Annotated in this window: 14 protein-coding genes; 7 read left to right on the top strand and 7 right to left on the bottom strand. The window is 56.0% G+C overall.

Annotated features, from left to right (window positions below):
• Positions 1-356 precede the first annotated feature (356 nt).
• Together ACSIPU_RS20205 and ACSIPU_RS20200 are read left to right on the top strand one after the other, a co-directional pair.
• Complete coding sequence (locus ACSIPU_RS20205; protein ID WP_016807383.1) at positions 357-941, top strand: helix-turn-helix transcriptional regulator; 585 nt, start codon at positions 357-359, stop codon at positions 939-941.
• 120 nt (positions 942-1,061) lie between these two features.
• Positions 1,062-1,835, top strand: coding sequence for a nucleotidyltransferase domain-containing protein (locus ACSIPU_RS20200; protein ID WP_004100917.1), 774 nt, complete (start codon positions 1,062-1,064; stop codon positions 1,833-1,835).
• A gap of 19 nt (positions 1,836-1,854) precedes the next feature.
• Here ACSIPU_RS20200 and ACSIPU_RS20195 read toward each other — a convergent pair whose 3' ends face one another.
• Positions 1,855-2,328 (bottom strand): DUF2938 domain-containing protein, encoded by a 474-nt coding sequence (locus ACSIPU_RS20195; RefSeq protein ID WP_004100918.1) that lies wholly within the window; start codon positions 2,326-2,328, stop codon positions 1,855-1,857.
• An 83-nt stretch (positions 2,329-2,411) separates the two neighbouring features.
• Here ACSIPU_RS20195 and ACSIPU_RS20190 point away from each other — a divergent pair, with 83 nt between their 5' ends.
• The 3 genes from ACSIPU_RS20190 (at position 2,412) to ACSIPU_RS20180 (ending at position 4,427) form a co-directional block, all read left to right on the top strand.
• Complete coding sequence (locus tag ACSIPU_RS20190) at positions 2,412-2,810, top strand: MerR family transcriptional regulator (protein WP_004112042.1); 399 nt, start codon at positions 2,412-2,414, stop codon at positions 2,808-2,810.
• A 33-nt stretch (positions 2,811-2,843) separates the two neighbouring features.
• A complete protein-coding gene (locus tag ACSIPU_RS20185) occupies positions 2,844-3,158 on the top strand; it encodes a nitroreductase (protein ID WP_196558000.1) in 315 nt (104 codons plus the stop codon).
• A 366-nt stretch (positions 3,159-3,524) separates the two neighbouring features.
• Positions 3,525-4,427 carry a GGDEF domain-containing protein gene (locus ACSIPU_RS20180; RefSeq protein ID WP_016807385.1) on the top strand — a complete coding sequence of 301 codons (903 nt, stop codon included), beginning with the start codon at positions 3,525-3,527 and terminating at the stop codon, positions 4,425-4,427.
• 1 nt (position 4,428) lies between these two features.
• On the opposite strand, the gene ACSIPU_RS20175 is transcribed toward ACSIPU_RS20180, so the two are convergent.
• Positions 4,429-5,262, bottom strand: coding sequence for a helix-turn-helix transcriptional regulator (locus ACSIPU_RS20175; RefSeq protein WP_004112046.1), 834 nt, complete (start codon positions 5,260-5,262; stop codon positions 4,429-4,431).
• A 252-nt stretch (positions 5,263-5,514) separates the two neighbouring features.
• Between ACSIPU_RS20175 and ACSIPU_RS20170 the strand changes: the two genes are divergently transcribed.
• The gene (locus ACSIPU_RS20170) at positions 5,515-6,282 is read left to right on the top strand and encodes a phytanoyl-CoA dioxygenase family protein (protein WP_004100928.1); all 768 of its coding nucleotides are present in this window, start codon (positions 5,515-5,517) and stop codon (positions 6,280-6,282) included.
• A 120-nt stretch (positions 6,283-6,402) separates the two neighbouring features.
• On the opposite strand, the gene ACSIPU_RS20165 is transcribed toward ACSIPU_RS20170, so the two are convergent.
• Genes ACSIPU_RS20165 through ACSIPU_RS20145 form a run of 5 tightly spaced genes read right to left on the bottom strand, consistent with a single transcriptional unit; the run spans position 6,403 to position 11,367 of the window.
• Entirely contained in the window at positions 6,403-6,744 is a 342-nt protein-coding gene (locus ACSIPU_RS20165; protein WP_004100931.1) for a PTS fructose-like transporter subunit IIB, read from the bottom strand.
• A 15-nt stretch (positions 6,745-6,759) separates the two neighbouring features.
• Complete coding sequence (locus tag ACSIPU_RS20160; RefSeq protein ID WP_016807386.1) at positions 6,760-7,635, bottom strand: [formate-C-acetyltransferase]-activating enzyme; 876 nt, start codon at positions 7,633-7,635, stop codon at positions 6,760-6,762.
• Positions 7,601-9,898, bottom strand: a complete 2,298-nt coding sequence (locus ACSIPU_RS20155; RefSeq protein WP_196557999.1) for a formate C-acetyltransferase — start codon at positions 9,896-9,898, stop codon at positions 7,601-7,603. Before ACSIPU_RS20155 ends, ACSIPU_RS20160 begins: the two co-directional genes overlap by 35 nt.
• 51 nt (positions 9,899-9,949) lie before the next feature.
• Positions 9,950-10,270, bottom strand: a complete 321-nt coding sequence (locus ACSIPU_RS20150) for a PTS fructose-like transporter subunit IIB (RefSeq protein ID WP_004100938.1) — start codon at positions 10,268-10,270, stop codon at positions 9,950-9,952.
• 20 nt (positions 10,271-10,290) lie between these two features.
• Positions 10,291-11,367, bottom strand: coding sequence for a PTS fructose transporter subunit EIIC (locus tag ACSIPU_RS20145; RefSeq protein WP_004100940.1), 1,077 nt, complete (start codon positions 11,365-11,367; stop codon positions 10,291-10,293).
• Positions 11,368-11,675: 308 nt separating this feature from the next.
• Here ACSIPU_RS20145 and ptsP point away from each other — a divergent pair, with 308 nt between their 5' ends.
• A complete protein-coding gene (gene ptsP, locus ACSIPU_RS20140; protein ID WP_196557998.1) occupies positions 11,676-14,177 on the top strand; it encodes a phosphoenolpyruvate--protein phosphotransferase in 2,502 nt (833 codons plus the stop codon).
• The last annotated feature ends 84 nt before the right edge of the window (positions 14,178-14,261 follow it).

Genomic DNA, 14,261 nt, shown 5'->3' with positions numbered 1-14,261 from the left:
AAAGAGTGATTAAATAATTTTTATGACATTTATAAAGATAATCCTAAAGAAAATTAACATTTATAATCATGTGGTTGCGGTATTTTTGGTGTTTTTTCTTCTGGTCTATATACGGCTTTAATTGAATTAACGGTAATCTTATTCCTATATTTTTAAGGGTTTATTTTGTTAAAAATTAAAAAATACTCCGGCGGTATCAATGGTTAAATCGGGGCTAATGCTTGCGATGTGCTTTAGTTAAACGAAAGCTAAACGGATAGGCTCGCGGTATTGATCTGCCTGACTGACGACATAACACTCACAAAAACGCGTCCATGTGGAAGGATAATAAAAGACGGTGACCTCGGGGCTACAATATGACCATTTATGGAAAGGATCGTGTATTTATTTATGGAGTAGAAAAGATACTGCAGGCGCTTAGCGATGAGGCGGGAACGGAGGCAGAGAGCGATGCGGCCTGCATGTACGTCACCCATGGGATGGATATTCAGGAGATCTATGCTCTTTTCTTCCGCCACCCGCCGGAGCACTACGCCATCTTCATCACCTCCGAACGCCATTTTGAGGCGATCAACTGCCTGTTTCCGGGCCTGTTAAAGCTCTGTTTAGCTGAGCGGTTGACGGTAGACGAGCTGCATCAGGCGTTAAGGGTGATGCGCCTGTTCTCGGCGCAGAACCAAAGCGTGGCCTATCTGCCCGCCAGGTTGAATTTTACCCATGCCGAGCGACAGATTATGCGGCTCAGTTTGCGCGGCCATTCTCTGGATGATATTGCCCGTATCCGTGGGGTTAGCCCCTCTACGGTCAGCGTCCAGCGTACCCGGCTGATGAAGCGTATGGGAACCAAAAGCCTGCAGGAGCTATGCTCCCTCTATGCGGCAATGCGCGCCAGCGATCGCTCACGCACTCCGGCTAAGCTGAATGAGGATCGCGGTTATTGATTAATGCAGCCCGTTGGGTAAGCGCGAAAGGCGAACGCGAGATAATATTGTTTGCCCGTCAGGCGCCAACGTACCGCCCGCAGGTTGTTGCGGGCATACCGTCAGTAAACAGGAGAAAGAATGGCTGTCGATCGCAATGGCGACATTGCCCTGCCAATAGTGAACGCAATGCAGCCCGAATTCGCCCGCGTAGTGGACGGGGTCGTGGCAACGCTAACCCGGTGCTTCCCTGAACTGATGCATAGCCTTTATGTTTACGGTAGCGTGGCGCAAGGACGAGCAACGCCCGACAAGTCCGATCTCGACATGAGCGTGATATTCCACGATCGCCCCGATCGGGCCACAGCGGCGCGGCTCGCTGAGATTAAGCGTGAACTGGAAAAGAGCTATCCGGTTGTCAGTAAAATCGATTTTGATTGCGGTGTGCTGCCGCAAGTCCTGCACCCGGATCATACGCTGAGCTGGGGATACTGGCTTAAACATCATTGCGTCTGCGTGTACGGCGAAGATCTGAGCCGCCGGTTTGCTCCCTTTAAACCGGCAAAAGCTATCGCCGTTGCCGTAAATGGGGATTTCCTGCCGGTACTGGAAAAATTCATGGCACAAATACGCTCATCCGCGGATAAGAATGAAGGGTTACAGCTGCAGCGCGCTGCCGCACGCAAAATCATCCGCGCAACCAGTATCCTGCGTAGTGAGTACGACAAAGACTGGCCGGACACCCTTGCTGAGCACCATGGTAAGCTCATTGCCCGCTATCCTGAAAAAGCTGATGACATGGATTACCTGCTGGCAGTGAGTCATGAACCTCAGGGAGACCTGGCCGACTTTGAAAAAAGGATTCTGGCTTTTGCCCGCTGGCTTAACGTCGAGTTTCATCGTCGTCAAAGCTGAGCTGAAAAGCGCCCTGGCCTCATGCTCTGCTAACCATAGCCGTGATATAAAGTCCGCATCCCCAGGCCAGGTGCGTAAGCACGCTCAGCAAGCGAGCCAGCCACGGGCGAGGTGTTTGTGACGCCGCAATGCCGAAGCCCAATGCGGGTTGAAGAATCAAGAACGGCGCAAATAACGTTAGCACGCCTGCCAGCAGGCCTGCCGTCAGCGTCGGCTCGTTTAACCAGACGGTTCCGTTCAATGCCAGCGGGACAAAAGCAAAAATGGCCCCGGTCAGGTAGTGAAACACCCAGCCGATAACGCTCTCTCCACGCAATGCCGGCGTGGAAGCGATGGTATTATGGCAAAGCTTTCCTCTGAAAAGCCATGCAATCCAGCGACCCACCAGCGCATAGTTTAGCGGCGGCAGCTTGAGCAGGTATTTTTGGCCGAATGACCAGAGATCCATTATCAGCGTCGCGCCAATACCCGTTATGACCGTTTTTACTACCATCATCGTCTCCAGGGTGTACTCCTTTTCCAATGCATGTCAGGCTGGTAGCCAGTGTGCAACTTGAAGTGAGGTTTAAGTCAACCATGAAAGCCCTCGATATCCGGGAAATTGCCGATCTTTCTGGCATAAATCCCTCCGCGCTGCGTTATTACGAAAAAAAAGGATTAATTCAGCCTGTTGGCCGTAACGGTTTACGACGGCAATATCACCAAAATGTGCTCAATAAACTGCAGCTCATTACGTTGGGGCAGGCGGCAGGGTTTACGCTGGATGAACTTGCCGCGATGTTTGGTTCGCAAGCCGGGGTCACGATTGACCGGGGGCTGCTCCTCCAGCGGGCGAAAGAGATTGATGCCACCGTGCGCAAGCTGCAGCAGTTAAGCCGCGGGCTGAAGCACGCAGCGCGCTGCACGCAGCCGGAGCCTGTTCATTGTGAAGAGTTCAAAAGAGTGGTGGCGAAAGGGTTGAGGCTGGTTGGCTGATTAATTACTTCAGACTGTGATGAGAGCATAATAATGGACAAAAATTTTACACTTGAGCAAATCGAAATCATTAATCGCGTGGTTTTTGCGCGCGTCGAACAAATGAAAGAGCAAGTGACTGACCTTATTGCGCAGACAGAGCGCGATGCGCACCAGCAGCTGGCGGATTGCGGGATTGATATGACCGATTTCTGTCCGGCTAATCAGCACTTTCTTATGATGACAATCGTCCAGGCGCTGATAGATCGGGTGCACGGCGGCGACAGGGCCCTTGCCCGGAAGATAATAACCATGGAGGCGAAGAGACTGAACGTCAGCGTTAACGTTGAAGCTGATAGTTCGAGATAGCCTTGAGGCTGAGTCTGCGGCGGACCAGAGCGTTATAAACTGCGTCAGCACTGCCTTGTTTGCATAGCAGAGTCAGCCCCTTCAGCATCGGCCATCGGGCTAAAAATGGAAGACCGCTCCCGGAGTCCAGAAAAGGCCTTTCCCCCAGCACCGATTGCCACATCCTCGTAGCGTTAACTCTTTATTATTCGCGCCACTGACTTCGTCGCCATGGATTGGTAGTAGGTTGGAACATTCCGCGGGGTCAGTCCACTCTCTTCTGCTCGCTGCTGCGCATCGTCAGGCTGCGCGCCTTTAAAGTTCGCTCAATCGCTCTGCGCTGTTATGCTAAAAGTCTGGCAAGCCGCGCTGTTAAGAGACCTGACCATGCCCGAACGCGAGAAAAACATCCATATTCAACCCTCATCTTCAATCTCCCGCACCCATATTCTACCGGCGCTGCTGGCGATCGTCGCCGTGACCGGACTGTGCGCGTATATCTCGTCGCCGCTGGGGCCGTGGCGCGAAATTTTGATTAATCCCGGAATGTATATCGATCTGCTGGCGCTGCTATTTCTGCTGTTTATGCTCTGGAGCTCCACCAAAGTGCGCATGAATCACGTGGCGGTAAACTGGGTACGCTACGGACTGCTGCTGTGGATTGCCGGCGGTACGTTCGATCTGATGGATGAAATCTTTCACCAGCCGCGCTGGATGGGGTACTACTGCGAAGATCTGCTGCGCCTGTCCGGCATGCTGCTGAGCGCAGTCGGGGTCTACAAAATTATTGAGCGCATCAATCTGCTGTACGTTGATGCGCGTTCCCAATCATTAAAGGATGAGCTGACCCAACTGCCTAACCGTCGCTTCTTTATCGACACCATCCGCGAGAAGGAGGGACGCAGGCTGGGGCTAATGATTGTCGATATCGATTACTTCAAGAAAATTAATGACACCTGGGGCCATCTGGTGGGGGACGAAGTCCTCTTTGCTCTCGGTAAGCAGCTGGCTAAGCTCACCAGCGATAAGGTGCTGCCTTCGAGGATTGGCGGCGAAGAGTTTGCCATTATTGTCGACGGAATGACGGCGCAGGAAGTGGATGAACTGGCGCAGGCTATTCTGCAAAACGCCCGGGCGATCCTGATCAACCACGACTATCCGCTGTCGATCAGTATCGGCGTTGGTCTGCGTAACAAAGGGGAACCGCAAAACCTGTTCATTAAAAAGGTCGATGACGCCCTCTATAAGGCCAAAAATAACGGTCGCGGGCGGGTCGAGTGGGCCGTCTGAGTCAGCCCTGCTGCGCGCTGCGGCAGTGGCGACGATATTCTGATGGCGAACGCTCGGTGTAGCGTTTAAACACCCGGCAAAAATAGTTGCTGTCGACGAACCCGCAGTTGTGGGCGATCTCTTTTACCTTGAGATCGTAGCCGCGCAGCAGCTTTTTGGCCTTTTCCAGGCGTACGCTGGTGAGAAACTCATTAAAACCGACGGAGCCGGATTTCTGGAAAATATGCGACAGGTAATTGGGCGTAATATGAAAGCGTTTCGCCACCGACTCGCGGGTCAGAGGCTGGCTGAGATGCTCTTCGAGATAGTCCTGCACCGCCAGAAACAGATCGCGACTGCGGCTGACGCGCATCTCCAGCCCCACCAGCTGTTCAAGGCAGTGGCTTAACAGGGCCGCGACCACCAGCCTGGCGGTCACCGGATCCGGCTGCAGGCAGATTTCATTAAGCGATAGCAGCAGATAGGAGCCGACGCGCGGCCCGAGGCGGGCAACGTTCTGCTTTTCCGTGCGCAGCTGCTTGCCGTCCCAGTACTGAACGCAGAATCCGAGCTTCTGGCGGCCAAAGAGGATGCTTAACGTCGATGCCGGCCCGGTCCACTCCGGCAGCGTCCACTTGCCCGCCTGAACGTAGAGCACCTGCGAGGCGGAGAGCATCGTCTCCGACAGCGGCAGTCCGCTCTCCTTAAGCTCGCCCTCAAGCACAATTTCCAGCCGCGGAAAGGGCACTTTAAACGCCAGCGCAGGCTCGGAGATATCCGGGTCGGGGAATCTGACGTGCAGATTATCTTTCTGATTTACTAAACGATTTAAAATATCCGCCAGATCGTCAATCATTCCGTACGCCTTAGAAGAGAACAATTATCTTGTTGATTATAATCTATTTTATCAGTGGTGATTTGTTCTGTGTCAGGCTGGGTCGCGAATGTTTGCCCTACAGAAAGAGGAAAAAAGCTGGATTTTGATAGCCATCACACTTTTCTTCCTCGCGTACGCTTGTCCAGTTTTTCGTAGTTTTGGCCTCATGTATTCCCGGTCGGTGCAGATTAGAGTTTGTTTTGTGTTATCGATAAGTTAAGGAATAGAAATATGGAACAACAATCTGCGGTTTATCTGGATGCGCTGGGGGCGAATGTTGCGCTGAGCCCGACAATGAAACAGGAACTGGATACCCTGGGCTACACCGTCGTGCATAACGTGGTGGACGCGGAGTGGCTGGCGGCGATGCGCGAGCTTATCGACGCCATCGTCGAGAGAGAGGGCGACAGTCTGGCCATTGAACACCACCAGGAAGCGACCGCCACGCGCATTGCCAACCTGATTAATAAAGGGGTGATTTGGGAAAAGGTCTGGTCGCATCCGCTGATACTTTCCGCCTGCCGGTATATTTTTCAGGGCGATTTTAAAGTCTCCAGCCTGAACGCGCGGGAAGCGTTGTTTAACGGCGGCCATCAGCCGCTGCATGCGGACTGGAAAAAACCGCGTCCTGACTTTCCGAAAGTACATCTGGTGAATACGATATGGGCTATTGATGACCTGAGCGCTGAAAACGGCGCACCGCGCATTATTCCCGGCACCCATTTGCGTCCGGAGCTGCCGGAAGAGGTGCTGGACGACCCGGAGCTGGCGCATCCTGATGAAGTGGTGTTCGCCGCGCCGGCGGGCAGCGTGATGATTTATAACGCCCACGCCTGGCACGGCGGGACGCGCAACCGCGTCGGCAGCAGAAGGCGGGTGCTGCACGGCTTATATATCGACAGAGCGGATACCGCGCAGCAGGATCAGCAGCGCTGGCTGACGCCGGAAACCGCCAGCCGTTTGACCCCCGCGCAGAAATGGCTGCTGGGGGTGGCGTAAATTAAATTGCCGAAACACGGTGTTCCCGGAGGCGGTGCTGCGCACCTGTCCGGGCTACAAAATCGCTGAGCACCGGTAGCCCGGACAGGCGCATCGCGCCGCCTCCGGGATTTCCCGCTCTCAAGGGATCTCAATATAAACCACCGGCTTTTTCATAATGCATTTAACCGCTTCGACAATCTGCTGCGGCTGCAGCAGAAAAGTTTTGATGCTGGTCTTAATGGTGCGGATGCCGTTGAAGCGTCTGGCATCGTCAATTTCAATATCCGTCACCAGCAGAACGACATCGGCATGGGCAATATCGTCAGCGGTAATTTTGTTCTCAACCCCCAGCGCGCCCTGGGTTTCGATTTTGATATTCCATTTCTCATGGTGGCCGACCTTTTCCAGGCGTTCGGCCGCCATATAAGTGTGAGCGACGCCGCTGACGCATGCCGTGACGGCAACGATATTGAAATCCATAGCATCCTCCAGGCGTTATCCGCCAATGGTCACGCTAAAACCGGCCCGTTCGGCCAGCGTCCTGAATGGCTGAATCTCAGATTCTGCAGGGGCCTTAATCATCGACATCGACCATTTTTTTCCCAGTAAATGATATTTTGGTTCGCCGAACTGATGGAACGGCAGAAGATGAATTTCGCGCAGCTTAAATGGGGCCAAAAACGCCAGGATCTGGCGGAAATTCTCTTCGTTAAGCGTAAATCCCGGAATCAGCGGCACCCGGGGAATAAGCGGGATTTGGGCTTCGACCAGACGGGTGAAGTTATCCAGCACCCGCGGCATATTCATCCGCAGCTGCTCCCGGGCCAGCGTTTCATCCATGATTTTCAGGTCGAACAGCACTTCGTCGCACGCCTGAGCCAGCGGAAAAAAGCGGCTGAACGCGGTATCGCCCGCTGTTTCAATCGCCGTTCTGATCCCCCATTCGCGCAAGCGGCGCAGAAAACGCGCGGCAAATTCGGCCTGCATCAGGACTTCGCCGCCCGACAGGGTCACGCCGCCGCCCGAGGCACGGAAGAAGATCTCATCCTTCAGCACCTCTTTAAGCAGATGATCGAGGGTAACGTCGCGGCCAATCTGCTCCCACGCGCCGGAGGGGCACTCGACCACGTCCTGCTGGCAGCGCGAGCAGCGCAGGCACTTGCTCTCCCGGCGTACGGTCTGAATTTTCGGCGAGATCGACTCCGGATTAGCGCACCACGGACAGGTATGCGGGCAGCCCTTAAAAAACACCACGGTGCGGATCCCCTGACCGTCATTCAAAGAGTAGCGCTGGATGTTAAAAATGCGCGCCTTATCGGCGCGCGTTTCCATGACCTCACAGCTGATGCGCGGTGCGGCGGATAATGTCATCCTGAATCTCCTGCGACAGCTCAACGAAAAAGGCGCTGTAACCCGCAACGCGCACCACCAGACCGGCAAAATCCTGCGGCCGCTGCTGGGCTTCGCGCAGCGTATCGGCGTTGACCACGTTGAACTGAATATGCTGTAGCCTCAGCCTGGTGAATGCCTGCAGGAAGTCGGCCAGCTTATTCAGGCCGCTGTCGCCGGCAAGCGTTGCCGGGGTGAATTTGACGTTCAGCAGCGTACCGTTGGAGAGCAGAAAGTTATCCAGCTTGCTGACCGACTTGAGCACCGCGGTCGGTCCCTGAACGTCCTGGCCGAGCATCGGCGACAGCCCGCCGTCCGCCAGCTGTTCTCCCGCCAGGCGTCCGTCCGGGGTGGCGCCGACGACCGAACCGAGCGGCACGTGGGCAGAGACGGTATAGGAACCCGGCGTAAACTGACCGCCGCGCGGGTTCTGGTATTGTTCTACCTCTTTGCAGTAAAAGCGCAGTAGATCGGCGCTGATGTTGTCCACTTCGTCAATATCGTTGCCGTATTTCTCGAAGCGGTTGATCAGGCGAGCGCGAATTTTTTCCCCTTCCGGCGTCTGGAAATTGGCTTTCAGCACTGCGATAAGTTCAGCGAAGCTGAGCCGTTTCTGCTCAAAAACCATCCCTTTTAGCGCGTGCAGCGAGTCGCTGAGGTTAGCAATGCCGATGCCCTGGACCCCGGAGAAGTTATAGCGCGCGCCGCCTGCGGTAATATCCTGGCCGTGCTGCACGCAATCCTCAATAAAAGAAGAGAGCAGGGGAACCGGCGCCCAGTCGCGGTGGCCGATATCGCAAATGTTGCTGCCTTCCACCATCAGCTTAATGTAATAGCGAATCTTGTCGCGGATCTGGTTAATCAGCCCATCCCAGGTGATATCAGGATTGCTTTCGTTTTCCAGCATCACGATTTCCATCACCTTCAGCAGGTTAAACATGGCGATATCGTGCAGGCCGTAGGTGCGCCCCGGGATCGACAGCTCAACGCAGCCAACCACCGAATAATCCCGCGCGTCCTCCAGCGATACGCCGCGGTTGAGAAATGCCGGGATCACCACTTCATCATTAAAGATTTGCGGAATGCCGGTACCGAGGCGAATGGTCTCGGCGGTTTTGCGCAGGAAAGGACGATCGATGAGCTCGTTGACGCGTACGCCAAGGTTCGGCTGCGGCAGTCGAACGTTCTGGTAGGCGTCGAGGGACAGAAACGACAAAATATTAACCGCGCTGCGTCCGGTCTCGGTCAGGCCGCCGAGCAGCGCGGTATAGCCGGTCGGGAACCCTGCAAAGTAGCGCGCGCTGCTGGTGGAGCGCAGCAGAACGATATCGTTGCACTTCACCCACAGCGACTCCAGCAGCTCCTGAAGAAACTGCGGATCCTGGCCGCGATTCAGCGAAGCCTGATAGTACGGCAGCATGTACTGGTCAAAACGTCCCAGCGAGATGGAGCTGGCGTTGGATTCATACTGCAAAATGATGTTCATATACCAGAAGAGCTGGCAGGCCTGCCAGAAATCTTCCGGGCGGTGTACCGCATTATGGCGGGAGATGTTGGCGATGGTCTCCAGCTCTTTGCGCCGCTGTTCATCAGCACAATCGGCGGCCATTTCATCGGCAAGGGCCGCATAGCGTAGAATATGGCGCTGGGAGGCTTCCAGCAGGATCAGCACCGCCTGATAAAAACTGTTCTGCGGGTGCTGCTGACGCACCGCCTTAATCTCCTTCACCAGCGCGGCGAGGCCGTTTTCCAGCAGGCGAGGGTAGTCGATAATGATATGTCCCTGGCCCTTATCGGTCTGGTTGACGCTAAAAATCTGCGTGCTGACGGCGTTTTTGACTTCATCGGTCATCTGGGCGTTGATGAAGTCCTTCATCGAGCGATTTTCCCAGTAGGGGAACAGCTCTTCGCGATAGATGCGCTTGTCTTCTTCGCTGATATTGAAACGGTCCTGCGGGCGGGTCGGGAACTGGTCCAGCTCCTTGAGCAGCCAGTAGGGGTCCATCTCCGGGGACATAATTCCGGCGCGCGGCTTGATGGTCCGGTTGCCGGCAATCAGTTCATCATCACGAATCGAAATCTGCACATGATCGAGGATCCATGCGGTCGCTTTCGCCCGGCGGATCATTACCGGCTCACCCTCCGTCTGTTTATGGCTGGCGGTGTAGAGCAGCGCCCGCTCGAGTGAGATTTCGCGCGGGTTGGCGAACAGACGATCTTTTAAGCGTTGAGTGCGATTGGTCATGACAAACTCCATGTTATTTTGCGGGGCGCAGGGCGCGCCCCGGGCATTCAGTCAGGCATTCTGTGAAAGGTGGCTGTCGATTTTGTTCATAATGGCTTCGGCGCGCTTCACGGCATCGCTGATGTTGACGCGCACGATGGTTTTACCGGCAAAGCGTTCTTCAAACTTAATGCCGATATCTTTGGTCAGAATCACCATATCGGCGCTGGCGACGTCTTCTGCGGTCAGCTCGTTCTCAATGCCGATGGAGCCCTGAGTCTCGACTTTGACCTGCCAGCCTTTGGCTTTAGCGGCGCTCTCCAGCGATTCGGCGGCCATATAGGTATGGGCAACGCCAGAGGGGCAAGCGGTAACGGCGATAATTTTGGTCATACGATATTCCTTCCACTGTTTCAGTTAATTTCGAAATCAAGATCCATCTCGTCATCGGCTTTGGCGTCTGACGTTTTCTTTTTCGCCAGGGCTTTGAGCAGAATGACGCAGGCGGCGCTGACGATGGCGCCGACCGCCAGACCGGCAACAAACCCGCCTTTACCTTCGACGACCGGCAGAACGATGAGCCCGCCCCAGCCGGCGTAGCACTGGGCGCCGAGCAGCGCGGCGGTGACGCAGCCGGCGGCGGCGCCGATCATATTGGCCGGGATAACGCGCAGCGGGTCGGCGGCGGCGAAGGGGATCGCGCCTTCGGTCACGCCAACGCAGCCCATCACCAGCGCGGCTTTCCCGGTTTCGCGCTCTTCCGCGGAGAAATATTTACGCCCAATCAGCGTTGCCAGGCCCATGCCCAGCGGCGGCACGGCGATACCGACGGCGGCGATGGCCACTACGCTGTAAACGCCCTGAGAAACGCAAATCAGCATGAAGGCGTAGGCGACTTTATTCACCGGACCGCCCATGTCGAAGGCCAGCATCAGGCCCATAATGATGGCGAGAATAACGATGCTGCCTTCGCGCATGCCCTGCAGCCAGCCGGTCAGACTGGCGGTCAGCGCGCCAATCGGCTCGCCGAGACCCCACATCATGATCCCGGCGGTTATAAAGGTGCCGATAATCGGGATAACGAAGATGGGCATCACCGAGCGCAGCACCTTGTGCACCGGGATTTTCTTCAGGTAGTAAACCACCAGCCCGCCAATGATCCCGGCAATCAGCGCCCCGAAGAAACCGGCGCCGAAGCTGTTGCCGACCCAGGCGCCGATGGCGCAGGGGGCCAGCGCCGCGCGGTCGGAGATGGAGTAGCCGATATAGGCCGCCAGAAATGGCACCATTAGCGTCAGACCGGCGACGCCGATATCAAACAGTTTTTTCAGGTTAGGGTCGGTGGCGGCATCGGGCACCGCGCCCTTGCCGTACAACATGACGGAGACTGCCAGCAAGATCCCACCGGACACGACAAACGGGATCATATGTGAAACCCCGGTCATGAGGTGCTGGCGGGTATTTTTTAATATTTGCACCAGTTCGTTCATTGTTTTTCTCCTGAGCGCTGCGTGGCCCGTGACTGAGTTGATGTCTCAACATTAGAAAAAGGGCGGCGCATAAAATAGTAGAGAAAAAGTGCATTTACTGGATATTTGTAAGGCGAGGGGAAAATTGCGATCCACCTCAAATCTTAGTTCTGGTGGGTTTTTGATGCCCTTCACGAGGCGATTTGTGACCACGAGCATAAAAAAGATTCAGCCATACAATTATCCAGTAATTACCACTTTTATCGTGTAGTGGCGTGCGGCTTCTTTCTTTACCTTTTGGCTAATACGCATTATTCAGGAGGAAGGCGATGGCTCTGGTAATTGAATTCATATGTGATTTGCCCAACGGCGTACATGCGCGTCCGGCAAGCCTGGTAGAAACGCTGTGCAATACTTTTTCATCTTCAGTCGAATGGGTAAACACCCGCACAGAAGGACGCGGAAACGCCAAAAGCGCGCTGGGGATTATTGGCACCAATACCTTAAAGGGCGACCGCTGCCAGCTTGTTGTCAGCGGTGAAGATGAACAGCAGGCGTTTAATACACTGACGGCGTTCATCACCGACGAGTTCCCGCACTGCGATGCGCCGCTGCCGGCGGCGGAGCAAATGGCCGTTCAGCCGGTTCCTGAATCCCTCTCGCGTCTTAATCCTACCCTGTTTCACGCGCTGCCGGTCTGCGCCGGCAGCGCGGGCGGCAGGCTCACCCATCTTAAGTCCCTCGACCTGCGCGATTCAGGCGCGCTGCCTGCAGCGGGCGCAATCGAACAGGAACAGGCGGTGCTGGACAGGGGCCTGACCCTGCTGGTGAAAAATATTGAGTTCCGCCTGCTGGATAACGACGGTACCGCCAGCGCGATCCTTGAGGCGCATCGCTCTCTGGCCACCGACGCCTCGCTGCGCCAGCATCTGCTGGACGGGCTGTTGAACGGTCTGAGCTGCGCTGAAGCGGTGGTCGCGACCGGCGAACATTTTTGCGCCCAGTTCAGCGCTTCCGGTAATAGCTATTTGCAGGAGCGGGTGCTGGACGTGCGCGATGTGTGCTTCCAGCTTCTGCAGCATATCTACGGTGAGGATCGTTTTCCGGCACCGGGTAAGCTGACCGAAGAGGCCATCTGCCTCGCCGATGAACTCACCCCGAGCCAGTTTCTTGAACTGGATAAAACGCTGCTTAAAGGCCTGCTGCTGCGCAGCGGCGGCACCACTTCACATACGGTGATCCTCGCGCGTTCGTTCAATATTCCTACCCTGGTGGGCGTCGATATGGAGGCGCTGCTGCCGTGGGTCGATCGCCGGGTACAGATTGACGGTAACGCCGGGCTGGTGGTGGTGAATCCCGATGAAGCGGTGGCGCGCTACTATCAGCAGGAGGCCTGGGTACAGGCGCAAATCCGCCGCCAGCAGCAGGCCTGGCTGGATAAAGAGGGCCGAACGGAAGACGGTATTCGTCTGGAGGTGGCGGCCAACATCGCCCATTCGGTAGAGGCGGCGGCGGCCTTCAACAACGGCGCGCAGTCGGTAGGACTGTTCCGCACCGAGATGCTCTATATGGACAGGCCCAGCGCGCCGTCGGAAAACGAGCTGTATAACATCTTTTGCCAGGCGCTGGAGCCGGCCAACGGGCGCAGCATTATCATCCGCACCATGGATATCGGCGGCGACAAGCCGGTGGCCTACCTCAACATCCCGGCGGAGAATAACCCGTTCCTCGGCTACCGGGCGGTGCGTATTTATGAGGAGTATCAGGCGCTGTTCCGCACTCAGCTGCGGGCGATTCTGCGCGCTTCCGCGCACGGCGCGCTGAAAATCATGATCCCGATGATCTCCTCGATGGAAGAGATATTATGGGTCAAAGAGCAGTTGGCGGATGCTAAACAGTCGCTGCGCAGCGAACATATCCCGTTTGATGAAAAGATCCCGCTGGGCATTATGCTTGAGGTGCCGTCGGTGATGTTTATCATCGATCAGTGCTGCGAAGAGATTGATTTCTTTAGTATCGGCAGCAACGACCTGACCCAGTACCTGCTGGCGGTGGATCGCGATAACGCCAGGGTGACGCGCCACTACAACAGCCTCAATCCGGCTTTTCTGCGCGCGCTGGATTACGCGGTTCAGGCGGTGCATCGTCAGGGGAAATGGATTGGCCTGTGCGGCGAGCTGGGGGCTAAAGGTTCGGTGCTGCCGCTGCTGGTAGGGCTGGGGCTGGATGAGCTGAGCATGAGCGCGCCGTCGATTCCGGCAACCAAGGCGCGTCTGGCGCAGCTTGACAGCCGCGCCTGCCGTCAGCTGCTTAACCAGGCGATGCAGTGCCGTACTTCATTAGAGGTGGAACATCTGCTGGCCCAGTTCCGCATGACCCAGCAGGACGCGCCGCTGATTACTCCGCAGTGCATTACGCTGAATAGCGACTGGCGTAGCAAAGAGGAGGTCATTAAGGGCATGACTGATAATCTGCTGCTGGCCGGGCGCTGCCGCTATCCGCGTAAGCTGGAAGCCGATCTGTGGGCTCGCGAAGCGGTGTTCTCTACCGGTTTAGGCTTTAGCTTCGCCATTCCACACAGTAAATCTGAGCATATCGAGCAGTCGACCATCAGCGTCGCCCGTCTGGCGCAGCCGGTAGCGTGGGGCGACGACGAGGCGCAGTTTGTGATTATGCTGACGCTTAATAAGCATTCGGCGGGGGATCAGCATATGCGTATTTTCTCGCGGCTGGCGCGGCGCATTATGCATGAAGAGTTCCGGCAATCGCTGGTGACGGCGCAGAGCTGCGAGGCGATCGCGACGTTGCTGCAGCGCGAGCTGGAGCTGTAATTCGGTCCGGAGAATCTCCCCGGTGGCGCTTGCGCTTACCGGGGCTACGGGCTTCCAGCGATCTGCGGGGCGGTAGCCCGGGTA

This window comes from Klebsiella sp. HN106 (assembly GCF_051209435.1).
GTDB classification, from domain to species: domain Bacteria; phylum Pseudomonadota; class Gammaproteobacteria; order Enterobacterales; family Enterobacteriaceae; genus Klebsiella; species Klebsiella oxytoca.
This window is presented reverse-complemented; position numbering and strand designations above follow the sequence as displayed.